Source organism: Bradyrhizobium sp. WSM4873 (genome assembly GCF_055811355.1).
Window position 1 is genome coordinate 43,532 of the sequence record NZ_JBVVPS010000038.1, and the last position, 15,593, is coordinate 59,124.

Annotated in this window: 14 protein-coding genes; 8 read left to right on the forward strand and 6 right to left on the reverse strand. The window is 64.8% G+C overall.

The window, feature by feature from the left end:
• Positions 1-63 precede the first annotated feature (63 nt).
• From putA to AC0L21_RS32725, 3 genes are all read left to right on the forward strand, one after another.
• Positions 64-3,063, forward strand: coding sequence for a bifunctional proline dehydrogenase/L-glutamate gamma-semialdehyde dehydrogenase PutA (gene putA, locus AC0L21_RS32715; RefSeq protein WP_473265793.1), 3,000 nt, complete (start codon positions 64-66; stop codon positions 3,061-3,063).
• A gap of 115 nt (positions 3,064-3,178) precedes the next feature.
• Complete coding sequence (locus AC0L21_RS32720; RefSeq protein WP_473265794.1) at positions 3,179-4,384, forward strand: CaiB/BaiF CoA transferase family protein; 1,206 nt, start codon at positions 3,179-3,181, stop codon at positions 4,382-4,384.
• Positions 4,385-4,560: 176 nt separating this feature from the next.
• Positions 4,561-5,208, forward strand: coding sequence for a glutathione S-transferase family protein (locus tag AC0L21_RS32725; RefSeq protein ID WP_473265795.1), 648 nt, complete (start codon positions 4,561-4,563; stop codon positions 5,206-5,208).
• A 120-nt stretch (positions 5,209-5,328) separates the two neighbouring features.
• On the opposite strand, the gene AC0L21_RS32730 is transcribed toward AC0L21_RS32725, so the two are convergent.
• The 3 genes from AC0L21_RS32730 to AC0L21_RS32740 form a co-directional block, all read right to left on the reverse strand.
• The gene (locus AC0L21_RS32730; RefSeq protein ID WP_473265796.1) at positions 5,329-5,493 is read right to left on the reverse strand and encodes a hypothetical protein; all 165 of its coding nucleotides are present in this window, start codon (positions 5,491-5,493) and stop codon (positions 5,329-5,331) included.
• Positions 5,494-5,521: 28 nt separating this feature from the next.
• Positions 5,522-7,069 carry a hypothetical protein gene (locus AC0L21_RS32735; RefSeq protein WP_473265797.1) on the reverse strand — a complete coding sequence of 516 codons (1,548 nt, stop codon included), beginning with the start codon at positions 7,067-7,069 and terminating at the stop codon, positions 5,522-5,524.
• A gap of 93 nt (positions 7,070-7,162) precedes the next feature.
• Positions 7,163-8,146 (reverse strand): hypothetical protein, encoded by a 984-nt coding sequence (locus AC0L21_RS32740; RefSeq protein WP_473265809.1) that lies wholly within the window; start codon positions 8,144-8,146, stop codon positions 7,163-7,165.
• 287 nt (positions 8,147-8,433) lie between these two features.
• On the opposite strand from AC0L21_RS32740, the gene AC0L21_RS32745 reads away from it, so the two are divergent.
• Positions 8,434-8,805, forward strand: coding sequence for a Crp/Fnr family transcriptional regulator (locus tag AC0L21_RS32745; RefSeq protein ID WP_473265798.1), 372 nt, complete (start codon positions 8,434-8,436; stop codon positions 8,803-8,805).
• Entirely contained in the window at positions 8,802-9,614 is an 813-nt protein-coding gene (locus AC0L21_RS32750) for an MBL fold metallo-hydrolase (protein ID WP_473265799.1), read from the forward strand. The genes AC0L21_RS32745 and AC0L21_RS32750 overlap by 4 nt, the downstream gene beginning before the upstream one ends.
• 237 nt (positions 9,615-9,851) lie before the next feature.
• Here AC0L21_RS32750 and AC0L21_RS32755 read toward each other — a convergent pair whose 3' ends face one another.
• From AC0L21_RS32755 to AC0L21_RS32765, 3 genes are all read right to left on the reverse strand, one after another.
• Positions 9,852-10,349: a TPM domain-containing protein gene (locus AC0L21_RS32755; protein WP_473265800.1), complete on the reverse strand. Its 498-nt coding sequence runs from the start codon at positions 10,347-10,349 to the stop codon at positions 9,852-9,854.
• Between the two features lie 3 nt (positions 10,350-10,352).
• On the reverse strand, positions 10,353-11,246 hold the full coding sequence (locus AC0L21_RS32760; protein WP_473265801.1) for a TPM domain-containing protein: 894 nt from the start codon (positions 11,244-11,246) through the stop codon (positions 10,353-10,355).
• 138 nt (positions 11,247-11,384) lie between these two features.
• Complete coding sequence (locus AC0L21_RS32765) at positions 11,385-11,993, reverse strand: LemA family protein (RefSeq protein ID WP_473265802.1); 609 nt, start codon at positions 11,991-11,993, stop codon at positions 11,385-11,387.
• A gap of 183 nt (positions 11,994-12,176) precedes the next feature.
• Between AC0L21_RS32765 and AC0L21_RS32770 the strand changes: the two genes are divergently transcribed.
• From AC0L21_RS32770 to AC0L21_RS32780, 3 genes are read left to right on the forward strand one after another with little or no spacing between them, the layout of a single operon-like run.
• Positions 12,177-13,031, forward strand: coding sequence for an enoyl-CoA hydratase (locus tag AC0L21_RS32770; protein ID WP_473265803.1), 855 nt, complete (start codon positions 12,177-12,179; stop codon positions 13,029-13,031).
• 5 nt (positions 13,032-13,036) lie between these two features.
• Positions 13,037-14,185 (forward strand): acyl-CoA dehydrogenase family protein, encoded by a 1,149-nt coding sequence (locus AC0L21_RS32775; protein WP_473265804.1) that lies wholly within the window; start codon positions 13,037-13,039, stop codon positions 14,183-14,185.
• Between the two features lie 15 nt (positions 14,186-14,200).
• Positions 14,201-15,397 carry an acyl-CoA dehydrogenase family protein gene (locus AC0L21_RS32780; RefSeq protein WP_473265805.1) on the forward strand — a complete coding sequence of 399 codons (1,197 nt, stop codon included), beginning with the start codon at positions 14,201-14,203 and terminating at the stop codon, positions 15,395-15,397.
• The last annotated feature ends 196 nt before the right edge of the window (positions 15,398-15,593 follow it).

Genomic DNA, 15,593 nt, shown 5'->3' on the forward strand with positions numbered 1-15,593 from the left:
TAAATTGTCTATCGAGCTAAGGTCGCGTGAGCATTATCCTGGATTGCAGCCACAGGACACGCCATGCCGAACGTTCCGCCTCCCTTCTCCGCCGCCTACGCGCCCGATGATGCCGATATCGCCGCGCGCCTCTTGCCATCTGCGCATCTCAGCGCGCCGCAGGAGGCGCGGATCGATCGCACCGCGACGCGGCTGATCGAAGCCATCCGCAAGCGCGACGACCGGCTTGGTGGAGTCGAGGACATGCTGCGGGAGTTCGCGCTCTCGACCAAGGAAGGGCTGGCCTTGATGGTGCTCGCCGAGGCGCTGCTGCGCGTGCCGGACGCGCGCACCGCCGACCAGTTCATCGAGGATAAGCTCGGCGAGGGCGACTTCATCCACCACGAGACCAAGTCCACGGCCTTCCTGGTAAACGCCTCGGCCTGGGCGCTCGGCCTCTCGGCGCGGGTGATCCAGCCCGGCGAGACGCCCGACGGCACCATCGGCCGGCTGGTGAAGCGGCTGGGCGCACCGGCGGTGCGCACCGCCACGCGCCAGGCGATGCGGCTGATGGGCAATCATTTCGTCCTGGGCGAGACCATCGCGCAGGCGCTGGAGCGGGCCCGGCCGCGCTCCGGCGAGAGGGCGCGCTATTCCTTCGACATGCTTGGCGAAGGCGCGCGCACGGCCACTGATGCCAGGCGCTATTTCGACGCCTATGCCAGCGCGATTCTGACCATCGGCAAGGCGGCGGGTCACCATCCCCTGCCCGACCGGCCCGGCATCTCCGTCAAGCTCTCGGCGCTGCATCCGCGCTTCGAGGCGATCAGCCGCAACCGTGTGATGGCGGAGCTGGTGCCGCAACTGCTGGACCTGGCGCAGCGCGCCAAGGCCCATGATCTCAATTTTACCGTCGATGCCGAGGAAGCCGACCGGCTGGAATTGTCCCTCGACGTGATCGCGGCAACGCTCGCCGATCCCTCGCTCGCCGGCTGGGACGGATTTGGCCTCGCGATCCAGGCCTATCAGAAGCGCGCCGGCGACGTGATCGACTATGTCGATGCGCTCGCCCGCGCGCATGACCGCAAGCTAATGGTGCGGCTGGTCAAGGGTGCCTATTGGGACACCGAGATCAAGCGCGCGCAGGAGCGCGGGCTCGACGGCTATCCCGTCTTCACCCGCAAGGCGATGACGGATCTGAACTACGTCGCCTGTGCTCAAAAGCTGTTGAGCTTGCGGCCACGCATCTTCCCGCAATTCGCCACCCACAACGCACTGAGCGTCGCGACCGTGCTGGAGCTTGCCGGTGCCAACGGCGGCTTCGAATTCCAGCGCCTGCATGGCATGGGCGAGGCGCTCTACGAGCAGCTCGCCAAGGATCACCCCGAAATCGCCTACCGCACCTACGCCCCGGTCGGCAGCCATCGCGACCTGCTCGCCTATCTGGTGCGGCGACTGCTGGAGAATGGTGCCAACTCCTCCTTCGTGGCGCAGGCGTCCGATTATCGCGTGCCTGTTGCGGCGCTGCTGCAACGTCCGGCGGATGCCATCGTCCGGCCGCAGCAGGCGGCCCATCCCAAGATTCCGCTGCCGGGCGATCTGTTCGCGCCGGAACGGCGCAATTCACGCGGTGTCGAATTCGGCGCGCGTGCCGCGCTCGACCGGTTGCTGACCGACGTCAAGGCCGAGACGATCGACCTCGTGCCGATCGCGGACGCAACGCCGGATCAGGCCAATGCGGCAGTGACTGCTGCGCGCGCGGGCTTTGCCGCCTGGAGCCGGACTCCGGCAGCCATTCGCGCGGCAGCGCTCGAGCAGGCGGCGCATCTTCTGGAGAACCGCGCGCCCCATTTCATCGCGCTGCTGCAACGCGAGGGCGGCAAGACGCTCGACGATGCGCTGTCGGAGCTGCGTGAGGCCGCCGATTTCTGCCACTATTATGCCGCGCAGGGCCGCAAGCTGTTCGGCAACGATGTGGCGATGCCGGGCCCGACCGGCGAGAGCAATGTGCTGGCCATGCGCGGCCGCGGCGTCTTCGTGGCGATCTCACCGTGGAATTTTCCGCTGGCGATCTTCCTCGGCCAGGTCACGGCGGCGCTGATGGCCGGCAACAGCGTGGTGGCCAAGCCCGCGGAGCAGACCCCGCGGATCGCGGTCGAGGCAGTGCGGCTGCTGCACGAGGCCGGCATTCCCATAAGCGCGCTGCACCTCGTCGCCGGCGACGGCCGCATCGGCGCCGCGCTGGCGGCGCACCCCGATATCGCCGGAATCGTCTTCACCGGCTCGACCGAGGTCGCGCGCAGCATCAACCGGGCGCTGGCGGCCAAGGACGGGCCGATCGTGCCACTGATCGCCGAGACCGGCGGCATCAACACCATGATCGCGGATGCGACTGCGTTGCCCGAGCAGGTCGCAGACGACGTCGTCACTTCGGCGTTTCGTTCCGCCGGCCAGCGCTGCTCGGCGCTGCGGCTGCTGTTCGTGCAGGAGGACGTCGCCGACCGCATGATCGAGATGATCGCGGGCGCGGCGCGCGAGTTGAAGATCGGCGATCCAAGCGACGTCGCGACCCATATCGGTCCGGTGATCGATGTCGAGGCCAAGCAGCGCCTCGATGCGCATATCACACGCATGAAGGGAGAGGCGCGGCTGCACTTTGCCGGCACCGCGCCGGAGGGCTGCTTCGTCGCGCCGCATATTTTCGAGCTTGGGGATGCCGGCCAGCTGACCGAGGAGGTGTTCGGCCCGATCCTCCACGTCGTGCGCTATCGTGCGGAACATCTCGAACGCGTCCTGCAAGCCATCGAGCGCACCGGCTACGGGCTGACGCTCGGCATCCATTCCCGCATCGACGATACGATCGAGGCGATCGTCGACCGCGTCCAGATCGGCAACATCTACGTCAATCGCAACATCATCGGCGCCGTGGTCGGCGTGCAGCCGTTCGGCGGCAACGGCCTGTCCGGAACCGGCCCGAAAGCCGGCGGCCCGCACTACCTCGCGCGCTTTGCCACCGAGCAGACCGTGACGATCAACACCGCAGCAGCCGGCGGCAACGCTGCCCTGCTCGCAGGAGATGAGTGAGGCGCGGCGAGGAGCGTTGCATCCCGCCGAAACATCGGTCTAATGCTGCCCGTGACGGTGGCCCTCGCCAATTCCAGCGCGCGGGAAACAACACGAGCGAGGGAGCAACGGCGCGATGGAAAAGGGCATTTTTGCAGGGCTCAAGGTGCTGGATTGCGCGAGCTTCATCGCAGCACCAGCGGCCGCAACCGTGCTGTCGGATTTCGGCGCCGATGTCGTCAAGATCGAACCGCCCGGTGCCGGCGATCCCTACCGCAACCTGCCCAACATCCCGGGCTATCCGACCAGCGAACACAATTTCGCCTGGCTGCTGGAAGCCCGCAACAAGAAGAGCATCGCGCTCGACCTCGCAAAGCCTGAGGCGCAGGCCGTGCTCTACAAGCTCGTGGAAGAGGCCGACGTCTTCATCACCAACATGCCGCCGCCGGTGCGCGCCAAGCTCGGCATCACCTACGACCACCTCGCCCATCTCAACGACCGGCTGATCTACGCCTCCTTCACCGGCTATGGCGAAAAGGGCGAAGAGGCCAACAAGCCCGGCTTCGACAGCAACGCCTATTGGGCGCGCTCCGGCCTGATGGACCTCGTCCGCGCCGACACCAACACGACGCCGGCCCGCTCGGTCGCCGGCATGGGCGACCATCCCTGCGCCATGGCGTTCTATGGCGCCATCGTCACCGCGCTGTACCAGCGCGAGAAGACCGGCAAGGGCTCGCATGTCGCCTCCAATCTGATGGCGAACGGCGTGTGGGCTGCGAGCGTGCTGGCGCAGGCAAAGCTCTGCGGCGCCAAATTCGCCGAGCGGCGACCGCGCGAACGCGCGTTGAACGCGGTCGCCAACCACTACCAATGCAAGGACGGCCGCTGGCTGATCCTGTCGCTGCTGAGCGAGGAGAAGCAGTTTCCGACGCTGGCCAGGTGTCTCGGCCGCGAAGACCTCATCACCGATCCGCGCTTTGCCACCAAACCCGACCGCCACGCCCGCTCGGTCGAGCTGATCAAGATCTTCGACGAGACCTTTGCGACCAGGGATCTCGCCGAATGGCGCAAGATCCTCGACGGCAACGGGTTGGTGTTCGGCATCGTCGGCATCCTCGACGACATCCCGAACGACAAGCAGATGCTCGACAACGAAGTGCTGGTGCCGTTCGAGAACGACACCATGCTCACCATCTCCAGCCCGATCTGGATCGACGGCGCCAAGAAAGTGCAGCCGCGCAAGCCGCCCGGCGTCGGCGAGCACAGTGACGAGATTTTGCGCGGCGCGGGATACGACGAGGCGGCGATCAAGCAGCTGCGGTCGCAGGGGGCGGTGGGGTAGGGGCGCTGGCGGTGATACATTCACGCTGTCGTCCCGGCGAAGGCCGGGACCCATATCCCAGAGAGGAAGTTGTCGGACGAAGCTAAACTGCGTTCGGTGGTTATGGGTCCCGGCCTTCGCCGGACGACGGCTGGGGACGTAGATCGCCTCAACAATCACCGTCCTCGCGAGGTCCCATGCCCAGCTACCGCCTGCACTACTTCCCCGAATCCGGCAACAGCTACAAGCTGGCGCTGATGCTGACGCTTTGCGGCGAGAGGTTCGAGCCGGTCTGGACCGACTTTGGCGGCGGCGTCACGCGCACGCCGGAATGGCGCAAGAGCGTGAACGAGATGGGCGAGATTCCCGTGCTCGAGGTGGACGGTGTGAAGATGACGCAGACCGCGCCTCTCCTGCTCAAGCTTGCCGACCAGTACGGGCGTTTCGGTGCCGAGACCGAGGAGGAAAAGTTCGAGCTGCTGCGCTGGCTGTTCTGGGACAACCACAAGCTCACCGGCTACATGGCGACGTACCGCTTCATGCGCGCCTTCACGCAAAACAACGATCCGCAGGTGCTGAAACATTTTCGCCGGCGGCTCGAAGACTTCCTCGGCATTCTCGACGGCCATCTCCAGCACAATGAATTCGCGATCGGCACCAGGCCGACCGTCGCCGATATCTCGATGATGGCCTATCTGCACTATCCGAGCGACGAGCACGGCTTCGATTTCGCGGAAAGCTATCCCGCCATCCACGCCTGGCTTGGCCGTATGGCCACACTGCCCGGGTGGAAGCCGGCCTACGAGCTGCTGCCCGGCAAGCGGATGACGAATTACGCGAAGTGAGTGCGCTCGCGCCACGTCGTCTCGGCCGTCATGGCCGGGCTTGTCCCGGCCATCCACGATCTTGAGCGGGGACACCAGAACGTGGATGTCCGGGACAAACCCGGGCATGACGAAAGAAAGCTACTTCAGCGCCAGCCAGCCGAGCGTAAACAGGATTCCACCGATGATGACGACCGCTACGATGGCCGAGATGCTGACGCGAACGCTGCCGGTGACCTGCTTGGCCTCTTCATTCTGCGCGATCTCGCGATTGCGCTCCTTGTTGGCTTCGCTGGATTCCGTCATGGGGTCATCCAAACCGGTTCGAGACAGCCTAACGCGTCTTGATGAAGCACATGCCGATGCGGCGCGAGGCCGCGGCAGCCTGACAGGTCAGCCCTTTAGCACAGCTCCATGACGTAAAACTCCTGTCGGCCGATCCCGATCCCGCATTTTCCAGGGAACAATGCGCACCCCATCCATCCTGATATTCGGTCCCGGCCAGCTCAGTGCTGCCGCGGGTCTGCGGCCGGCCGGCAAATCCGCGTGAGAAATCAGGACGTTTGCCTGCGGCCATCGCGGTCAGGATGTCGCGGCGGCGGACCTGGTCGCCAAGAAAATGCGGCGAGGCCGGCACGATGGTCGAGTTGGACGGCTTGTCCGCAAGCCAATCGACGCCCGGGAAATGAAAGCCGCCGATGCCGCGGGTCTGGTGGCAGCCGGCACAGGTGACGTCGTTGAGGCGGCGCTGGAAACCCGCGATCGAGCGGACGTTCTGCATGTCCCCGCGCGCCGCCGCCTGCTTCAGCGCACCAACCACGTCGGTGTCCGAGAAGACCGGCTCGCCTCGCCCTTCTCCGTTGCCCTCCCCTTGCATCATCCCGAACTCCGGCTGCAACGGAGAAGCATCGAGGCCGGCTGGCGTCGGCACGATTGCAGCCTTGGCCAGGAATTTTTCCGGGATCAGCACCGTGCCGCGATCGAAGTCGCGAAGATGATCGGGCGCGAGCAGCCAATCCCTGAAGTCGCGCCGGAGATCATTGTCGGCGAGAATGCGGTCGCGATCGATCTGGTTTTCCAGCGTCGATTCCGCGAACGTCTTCGAGGCGGCGTCGTACTTGAACACCTTGAGCAGATAGTCGGAGCGGAAATCGTGCAGCGCCGATTTCGCCGCAACCGAGATCTGAACGTTGGTCTCGATGCGATCGAGCATCGCATCGTAAGGGAAGAAGTCGCTACCGATCAGCCCCTGCCAGTCGCCATTGCCGAGCCAGCGTCGCGCGACCTCGGCGCAGGTGATCGGCTTGCCGTTCCCGTCCATCTGCCGCGCATCGCGCGCTTTCATCACCAGGTTGAACGTCATCGGCAGCCGCGTTGCCGTCCTGCCGCCGTCCGGTTTGGTCTCGAAATGCGCGAGACGATAGATCAGCCTGATCTCGCCGCAGGAGTCTTCCGAGACATAGGCCCGGTCCATGCGGTTGACGATGCCGGCCAGCACGAAACGGGTGTCGCGGGATTTCAGATTGGCGCGATCGAACAATTGTACGTCGAAGCCCTCGCCGACGCCGATGGTCTCGGTCGGATATGCCGCCTTCTGCCGCGCGACGTAGCGGTCGATCTCGGCGTCGATCGCGGGAGGAATTTCCTTGAGCTGCGACAGCCACGAAAACATCAGATCGGTCGTCAGCGGAAAGTTCGCGTTCCGCTCCGGCCACAACAGGCGCGAGATCGTGAGCGCATCGTGCTGGTCGAGCTCGCGCAGGAGATCGGGATCGGTGATCGCCGTGCCGCGCGCCAGTTGCGCGTTCTCCGCGGCCAACGACGAGACGACGCCGCCGAAAAACACGGCGGCGGCAACGAGAATTCGCAAGACGCGGCTCATGCCTCAGGTAACACCGCGCAGGGACGGCTATTCAAGCAAAAAGGCGCTTCACATCGTGGTGAAGCGCCTCTTCGGAAATCGGATAGGAGCCGCTCAGCGCGCGACGATCAGCCCCTTGCTGGTGACGACCACCCAGCGGCCGTCCTGGCGGCGGATCGCATCGACACGGCCGACGCCGGGGATGGGGTCGCCGGCATAGACCTCGTAGAGGCCATTGCGGCCCTCGATCAGCGCGCCGCCGTTGGAGACGTCGCGCAGCACCCAGCCTTCGACCGTCGGCAGCCGGCCGACCTCGGTCTTGGGTGCGGCGGGAGCCGGCGCAGCTGCCACGGTCGCAACCTGGGCCGGCGCGATCGAGCCGGTGGTCTCCCTGGCGGGCACGGCAGCTGCGGCCTGGGCGGGCGCCGCGGGCGGGGTGGCACGGAGCTTGTCGACAGTCTCGGACAGCTTCGCGATTTTGGCCATCGGCTCGGCCTGCGCCTTCTCGAGCTTGTCCAGGCGGTCGTTGGTCCGGTTGAACTGGCCGAGGCCGGTCTTGGAGGTATGCTCGACGTTCGCCTTCAGTGCGACGACATCGGCATCGATCCGGGCGACCGAGGATTCCAGCGCGCTGGTGTCGGCAACCTGTGTCGGCGCGGGGTTTGCGAAGTGCATCATCCCTGCGGTCGCGAGCGCGCCGCTGATGGCGCCGACACTGGCCGCTATCGCCACCACCGCGGCCATCGCCGACAGGCGCCGCTTGCCGCCGGTCTCGCGCGGCTCGTCCGCCTTCACATGCGGCGCAAACTCCTCATGGTCCCAGGACCGCTCCGCGGGTGCCATGACGATGAGCTTGCCGGGCTTTGGCTCGGGCTTGGTCTCGGCTTTAGCTTCGAACTTCGGCACCTCGATCCTCGATGCCTCGATTTTTGGCGGCTCGATCTTGACGGGGTCGGGCTTCACTGGATCAGGCTTGGGCGGCGCCTCGTGGTCGGGGGCAATCGACGGGGCCTCGATGCCGGCAGCAGCCTCGATGGCCTGCGGCACGGTCGCTGCGGCTTCGACGACGCCAGTATCCTGGGCGGCCTGCTCGGGCATTGGTTCGCTCACGGCTCAAATACTCCAGTCTCGGTTGACCTTTTGGTAACTTTCATTGCTTGCGAATTCCTTACCTCCGGACCCGCTTACCGAAATTTTAGGAAGTCTTCCGGGGCCGAATTGGGCCGGGAAAGTGGAACCGGTGTGGCGCTGTGCAACAAATCGTCAGCCGATGCTGCCCTGCGGTAGGCCACGCTCCCGCCGAACGGGCTGTTGCCCGCCCGTGTTACCCCGCTAACATGACTGCCTGTCAGCCAGAACGGCTGCAGACGGCCCTTGGGGGTGTCATGACGATCGAGAAGTGCATCAACGAGTTTGGCGTCAATGACATCATCTTCGAGGAGGGCTCGACCGGCCGCGAGCTATACGTTGTCCTCGACGGCGAGGTCGAGATCGCCAAGTTCAGCGGCGCCAGCAAGACCAGCATCATCAAACTCGGCAAGGGCGAATTCTTCGGCGAGATGGCCGTGATCGACGGCTCCGCACGTTCGGCGACCGCGATCGCGGCGGCACCGAACACCAGGGTGATGAGGGTCAACCACGCCCGCTTCGTCTATCTCGTCAGCCAGCAGCCGGCGTTTGCGCTGATGGTGATGGACGCGCTGTCGAAGCGCCTGCGCGCCGCCAACGCGGTCAGCTACCGGGCGGCCCAATCATGAGCGACCGCAAGCCGACGGCCTTTCCGGTCCTGATGAAGAACGACACCTGCTCGCTGATCCAGGCAGCGGACGACGTCTACCAGATCCGTTTCTCCAATCGCGCCGCCAACGTCTATCTCGTGCGCGGCTCGGCGCGGACCATCCTGATCGATACCGGGCTGTCCTCGAACTATGCGGCGATGGTCGAATGCCTGAGCTTCGTCGGCTGCCCGCCGGAGAAGATCGACATGGTGGTGCTCAGCCACGAGCATCTCGACCACATCGGCGCGGCCTGGCACTTCAACGAGCGCCGCACCTTCGTCGCCGCCCATCGCCTCGCCGCCAACAAGATCATGCTGCGCGACGACTTCTCGATGCTGCGAAAGATGTTCAACGAGCCGAACGTACCTGTGAATATCGACATCTGGCTCGAGGAGGGCAATCTGATCGACCTCGGCAATTTCCGTCTCAACGTCATGCACACGCCGGGACACACCTCGGCCTGCATCACGCTGTTCGATCAGGACAAAGGCCTGCTGTTCGCCGCCGATACGCTCATGCCTGGCGGCGTGATGGGCGGCGTGTTCGGCTCGGGCAGCATCGCCGACTACATCGAATCGCTGGAGCGGCTCAAGGGATTGAACGCCAAGATCTTGCTTTCAGGCCACGGCCGGCTATCGGACACGCCGCAGGAGGACGTGCGTATCGCCATCGCGCGGTCGCACGGTCTATTGGACGACACCGCGCAATTGTTCGACGCGCTGGATGCGCGCTCGAACTTCGAGCCGATCATGCAGTCGGTGCGGGATCTGAACAAGCTGGACGATTAGGTGGGCTGGCGGGCGTTGGTCCGCAAGGCAAAGCACCGATGTCCCCACAACGTCGTCCTGGCGAAAGCCAGGACCCATACCGGGAGGTCCATCGGTCGTACGCAGCAGGCGTACCGAATATTTGATTTTCGCCAAACTCCTCACTGGCATATCGCGACGAGCGCAAGGGCGCTCGCGCTGGGGTCCTGGCTTTCGCCAGGACGACATCGGGACTCCATTACCGCATGCTTGCAGCGGCTACATCACCACCGGTGCATCCGGCAGCTCGTTGGGATGCGGGCCGCTTGGCGGAAAGTGCTTTGCCAGCTCCCGGGACACCGCCTCGATCCCGCCGATCACGCCGCGCTCGAACTGCCCCGACCTGAACTCGACTTCCATGGCGCGGCGGATGCGTTCCCAACGCTCGCCACCAACCTTCGCATCGATACCGCGGTCGGCGATGATCTCGACATCGCGGTCGGCGAGCAGGAGATAGATCAGGACGCCGTTGTTGTGCGCGGTGTCCCAGATGCGCATTTGCGAGAACACGTCGAGCGCGCGCTCGCGCGCCGGCTGGTCACGAAACAGCGGGCCGCCGTCGAGCGCGCCTTCGACCACGAACCGCACCTGCCCGGAATGCATGGCTTCGCCGCGCTTGATCGCCTGCTCGATGCGGTCGAGCACGTCTTTTGGAAACACCTGCTTGGCACGCCAATGGTGCTGGAGCAGATGCCGGGTGATGCGCCTGATGCTCATGACCTACCAGCTCCCCGAAGCACCGCCGCCGCCAAAGCTGCCGCCACCGCCACTGAAGCCGCCGCTCGATGACGACCCGCTGCTCCAGCCGCCGGATGACGAACCGCTCGACCACGAGCCGCGACGCGAGGATCCCGTGCCCGATCCCGCCCCAAACAGATCGGCGATAAACGTCAGCACAGCGCCGAGCACGCCGATGCCAAGTCCAATCACCGCGGAGCCGATCACGAACCAGGCGAGGACACCAACGATCGCTCCGGTTATTCCCGAACCGAACAGCCGCCCGAACATGGAGCGCAGGATGCCGCCGATGACCAGCGGGCCGAACAGCAGAAAGAAAAAAAGCGGCTCGACGTCGTTCCAATCGCCGAAATTCACGCTGCGCGAGGGCGTCGGCAGCGGCTCGCCATCGATGACGCGGATCATGCGGTCCACGCCCGCCGTGATGCCGCCGGCGAAATCGCCACTCCTGAATTTCGGCGTGATGGCTTCGTCAATAATACGCCGCGAGGTGACGTCGGTGAGCGCGCCCTCGAGGCCGTAACCGACCTCGATGCGCAAATGCCGGTCGTTCTTGGCGACCACCAGGATGGCGCCGTCGTCGACCTTCTTGCGCCCGATCTTCCAGGCCTCCGCAACGCGGATCGCAAACTGCTCGATCGTCTCCGGATCCGTCGTCGGCACGATCAGCACGACGACCTGACTGCCTTTGCGCGTCTCGAAGTCCTGCAGCTTTTGCGACAGCGCGGCAATGTCGCCGCTGGAGAGCGTGCCGGTCTGATCGACCACGCGGCCGGTGAGCTGGGGTATGGCGACATCGGCCGAGGCGGGGAGCGCAAAGGTGAGAAAGAATGAGAATGCGACGGCGACTATCGCTCGCCACACATGCGCTGTCATCGCCCGGCTCGACCGGGCGATCCAGTATTCCAGAGACGCCAGCGGGATACGGTGAAGCCGCGGCGTACTGGATTCCCCGCTTTCGCGGAGAATGACAGTGGTGGGTGGGGCTGGGCGCATGCGCAAGATAGCGCGCACTTACTTCGACGGCGCGGGTGCCGGATTGAAATCGACCTTCGGCGCGGTCGAGATTTCCTTCTCGTTCGCGACCGTGAAGTTCGGCTTCTCCTTGTAGCCGAACATCATCGCGGTGACGTTGCTCGGGAACGACCGGATGGTGACGTTATAGTCCTGCACCGCCTTGATGTAGCGGTTGCGCGCCACCGTGATGCGGTTCTCGGTGCCCTCGAGCTGCGACATCAGATCCTTGAACAGCGCATCCGACTTGAGCTGCGGGTAGTTCTCAGTGACCACGAGCAGCCGCGACAGCGCGCCGGAAAGCTCGCCCTGGGCGGCCTGGAATTTCTGGAATGCAGCGGGATCGTTCAGCACCTCGGGCGTCGCCTGGATGCTGCCGACCTTGGCGCGGGCATTGGTGACCCCGAGCAGTACGTCCTTCTCCTGCTGCGCAAAACCCTTCACCGAGTTTACGAGGTTGGGCACGAGATCGGCGCGGCGCTGATACTGGTTCACGACCTCGGACCAGTTGGCCTTGATCTGCTCGTCCTCGCTCTGGATCGCGTTATAGCCGCAATTGGTGAGGCTCAACGAGGCCAGCGCCGCCAGCAGCGTCAGGATCTTGCGCATCAAATTTCTCCCGGTGGAATCGGGCGCAAGCTACCAGATTGCATCCGCGAGATGCCAGACATCTTGAGTCCGGGCCGAGGTCGCGAAAAGCAGCCGATTTACGCAAGCCTCTTGCTTAATCCCGGCTGTAATAGTCAACTTGAGGGAACAATAATACCGGGTCGGAAACGCCAGGGGAACGCGATGAGTTCGTTCGAGACCATCCTCGTGGAGAGGCCGGAGCCGGCGATTGCCCGGATCGTGATGAACCGGCCCGAGGCGCGCAACGCGCAGAACCTGCAAATGACCTACGATCTCAACGCCGCCTTCGATGAGGCGGTGCAGGACGATGCGGTCAAGGTGATCATTCTCTCCGGCAACGGTCCGCACTTCTCCTCGGGCCATGACCTGCGGCCCGGCAGCAAGAATGAAGCGGGCGTGGATTTTCCGCCGATCGGAAATTGGGGCGGCTTCGCTGAACCAAACGCTCATGGCCGCTTCGCGCGCGAGCAGGAGATCTACCTCCAGATCACGCGGCGCTGGCGCAACCTCGCCAAGCCGACCATTGCGGAGGTACACGGCAAGTGCATCGCCGGCGGCCTGATGCTGGCCTGGGCCTGCGATCTCATCGTCGCCAGCGACGATGCGCAGTTCTGCGATCCCGTGGTCACCATGGGTGTCTGCGGCGTCGAATGGTTCGTGCATCCCTGGGAGCTCGGGCCGCGCAAGGCCAAGGAATTTCTGTTCACGGCCGACAGCTGGAGCGCGCAGGAGGCGCACCAGCTCGGCATGGTCAACCGGGTCGTGCCGCGCGCAGAGCTTTCCTCCGCCGTGCTCACGCTGGCGCGCAAAATCGCGTCAAAGCCGTCCTTTGCGCTGAAGCTGACCAAGGAAGCCGTGAACCGCTCGGTTGACGTGATGGGCCAGCCAGCCGCGATCGACCAGGCCTTCGCGCTGCATCAGCTCTGCCATGCGCATAATCTTCAGGAATTCGGCATGGTCGTCGATCCATCCGGCCTGCATCCCTCCGTGCGCAAGCCGCCGGCGGCCGCGGAGTAGGCAGGATGGATCTCAATCTCACCGATGAACAACGGCTGCTGCGCGAAAGCGCGGAGCGCTTCTTGGCGGAAAGCTACGATGCCGATCACCGCCGCAAGATGGCGAACGATCCCCTCGGCTTCAGTCCGGCGGTGTGGACGCAATTCGCCGAGCTCGGCTGGCTGGCATTGCCGATCGCGGAGGAGTTTGGCGGGCTCGGCGGCAGCGCGGTCGAGATCGGCATTTTGATGGAAGCCTTCGGTCGCGGGCTGGTGTCGGAGCCGTATATCGCAACAATCGTGCTTGGCGCTGCGTTGATCGAGCGATGCGGCAGCACGGCGCAGAAGCAGGCCATCCTGCCGAAGATCGCGGACGGATCGTTGAAGCTCGCGTTCGCTCATTCCGAGCGCGCCGCGCGGTTCGATCTTGCCAAGGTCGCAACCACCGCCCACAAGACGGCGCAAGGCTGGCGCCTGGCCGGCAGCAAGATTGCCGTGCTCGACGGTCATGCCGCCGACGAGATCATCGTCTCCGCGCATATCCATGATCATCAGGGCTCCTCCGGCCGCATCGGCCTGTTCCTGGTGCCCGCGACGACTCCGAATGTTGCGATCTCCGACTACGAGCGGCTCGGCGGCGGGCGCGCCTGCAACATCGAGTTGTCGGATGCGCAACTGCCGGAGGGTGCCTTGCTCGGCTACGGGCACGACGCGCTGCCGGCCATCGAATGGGCCGTTGACCGTGCCATGGCCGCGCTTGGCGCCGAGGCCGTCGGCATCATGCAGGTGCTGCTGGACACCACGCTGGAGTACACAAAGATCCGAAAGCAATTCGGCCGGTCGCTCTCGGCCAACCAGGTGATCCGCCACCGCCTCGCCGACATGGCGGTGCAGGTCGACGAAGCGCGCTCGATGGCGTTGCGCGCTGCGCTGAAGGTCGATGCGGAGCCTGTCGAGCGGGCGCGGGCCGCGTCGGGCGCGAAGGCGAAGATCGGCAAATCCGCGCGCTTCGTCGGCGAGCAATCGATCCAGCTTCACGGCGGCATGGGCGTCACCGAGGAGCTCGAGGTCGGCGCTTATTTCAAGCGGCTGGTCGCCTTCGACACGTTGTTCGGCGGCAGCGCGCACCATTATGGCCGCCACGCCCTGCTTGGCCGCAGCACCGTGCCTGCCTGATACTGGGAGAGCCTCATGGACCTGTCGTTCAATGCCGAGGAGCGCGCCTTCCAGGACGAGGTGCGCGGCTTCATTGCCAAAAATCTCGCCGAGGAGATGAAGCGCGCGACCGCGCTGACGCCGTCGGTATTCTCCGATCCCGATATCGGCATGGCCTGGCAGCGCACGCTGCACAAGCAAGGCTGGGGCGCGCCCGGCTGGCCGGTCGAACATGGCGGTCCCGACTGGACGCCGGCGCAGCGCTGGATCTTCGAGACTGAAAGTGCGCGGGCCGGGGTGCCCAATGTCAACGTGATGGGCGTGAAGATGGTCGGGCCCGTCATCATCGGCTTCGGCTCGGCGGAGCAGAAGAACTTCTACCTGCCGCGCATTCTGTCCGGTGAGGATTATTGGTGCCAGGGCTATTCCGAACCGGGCTCCGGCTCCGATCTCTCCTCGCTGAAGACGCGCGCGGTGCGCGACGGCGACGACTACATCATCAACGGCACCAAGATCTGGACCACGCATGCCCACCACGCCAACCGCATGTTCGCGCTGGTGCGCACCAGCGACGGGCCGCGGCAGCAGGACGGCATCAGCTTCATCCTGATCGACATGAAGACGCCGGGCATCACGACGCGCCCCATCCTCACCATCGGCGGCGACCACGAGGTCAACCAGGTGTTCTTCGACGATGTGCGCGTTGCCGTGGCGAACCGCGTCGGCGAGGAAGGCAAGGGCTGGACCTACGGCAAGTATCTGCTCGAGTTCGAGCGCGGCTCCGGTATCGCCTCGGCAAAATTGCGCGAAGGGTTGAAGGCGATCGCGGATCTCGCCGAATCCGACCTGACGGGGCGCGCGATCGACAGTCCTGACATCGCGACGCGCATCTCCGAGGTCGAGGTCGATATCGACGCGCTGGAGATGACCGAGCTGCGCGTGCTGTCGGCGCTGCAGACCGGACAGAATCCCGGTGCGGTGTCGTCGATCCTGAAGCTGCGCAACAGCGAGATCCGGCAGGCCGTAACGCGGCTCGGCGCCGACGTGATCGGCCATGACGCCCTCGCCGTCGAGCCGATGCGCCCGCTCTACAGGCTCAACCATGAGCCGGCGATGCCGGAGGAGATGCTGACGGTGGTGCCGGAATATCTCAACGGCCGCGCCTACACGATCTTCGGCGGCACCTCGGAGATCCAGCGCAATATTATTGCGAAGATGATGTTGGGGATTTAGCGCGAACTTTTTCCTCACTCTCGGTGTCGTCCCGGCGAAGGCCGGGACCCATTACCCCAGGGAGAGGTTTTGGCGCGAAGCTGGCAACTACGTACTTTCGCCAAATTAGACTCGGTGGCTATGGGTCCCGGCCTTCGCCCTAGGGCATGCACATATCTGGTGCGGCGGATTGACTCAGAGCGGCATCTGGGGATTC

What these genes read in the sequence shown, in the direction of transcription:
- putA (WP_473265793.1), top strand. Translation starts at nt 64, where the DNA reads ATGCCGAACGTTCCGCCTCCCTTCTCCGCCGCCTACGCGCCCGATGAT.
- AC0L21_RS32720 (WP_473265794.1), top strand. Translation starts at nt 3,179, where the DNA reads ATGGAAAAGGGCATTTTTGCAGGGCTCAAGGTGCTGGATTGCGCGAGC.
- AC0L21_RS32725 (WP_473265795.1), top strand. Translation starts at nt 4,561, where the DNA reads ATGCCCAGCTACCGCCTGCACTACTTCCCCGAATCCGGCAACAGCTAC.
- AC0L21_RS32730 (WP_473265796.1), bottom strand. Translation starts at nt 5,493, where the DNA reads ATGACGGAATCCAGCGAAGCCAACAAGGAGCGCAATCGCGAGATCGCG.
- AC0L21_RS32735 (WP_473265797.1), bottom strand. Translation starts at nt 7,069, where the DNA reads ATGAGCCGCGTCTTGCGAATTCTCGTTGCCGCCGCCGTGTTTTTCGGC.
- AC0L21_RS32740 (WP_473265809.1), bottom strand. Translation starts at nt 8,146, where the DNA reads ATGCCCGAGCAGGCCGCCCAGGATACTGGCGTCGTCGAAGCCGCAGCG.
- AC0L21_RS32745 (WP_473265798.1), top strand. Translation starts at nt 8,434, where the DNA reads ATGACGATCGAGAAGTGCATCAACGAGTTTGGCGTCAATGACATCATC.
- AC0L21_RS32750 (WP_473265799.1), top strand. Translation starts at nt 8,802, where the DNA reads ATGAGCGACCGCAAGCCGACGGCCTTTCCGGTCCTGATGAAGAACGAC.
- AC0L21_RS32755 (WP_473265800.1), bottom strand. Translation starts at nt 10,349, where the DNA reads ATGAGCATCAGGCGCATCACCCGGCATCTGCTCCAGCACCATTGGCGT.
- AC0L21_RS32760 (WP_473265801.1), bottom strand. Translation starts at nt 11,246, where the DNA reads ATGACAGCGCATGTGTGGCGAGCGATAGTCGCCGTCGCATTCTCATTC.
- AC0L21_RS32765 (WP_473265802.1), bottom strand. Translation starts at nt 11,993, where the DNA reads ATGCGCAAGATCCTGACGCTGCTGGCGGCGCTGGCCTCGTTGAGCCTC.
- AC0L21_RS32770 (WP_473265803.1), top strand. Translation starts at nt 12,177, where the DNA reads ATGAGTTCGTTCGAGACCATCCTCGTGGAGAGGCCGGAGCCGGCGATT.
- AC0L21_RS32775 (WP_473265804.1), top strand. Translation starts at nt 13,037, where the DNA reads ATGGATCTCAATCTCACCGATGAACAACGGCTGCTGCGCGAAAGCGCG.
- AC0L21_RS32780 (WP_473265805.1), top strand. Translation starts at nt 14,201, where the DNA reads ATGGACCTGTCGTTCAATGCCGAGGAGCGCGCCTTCCAGGACGAGGTG.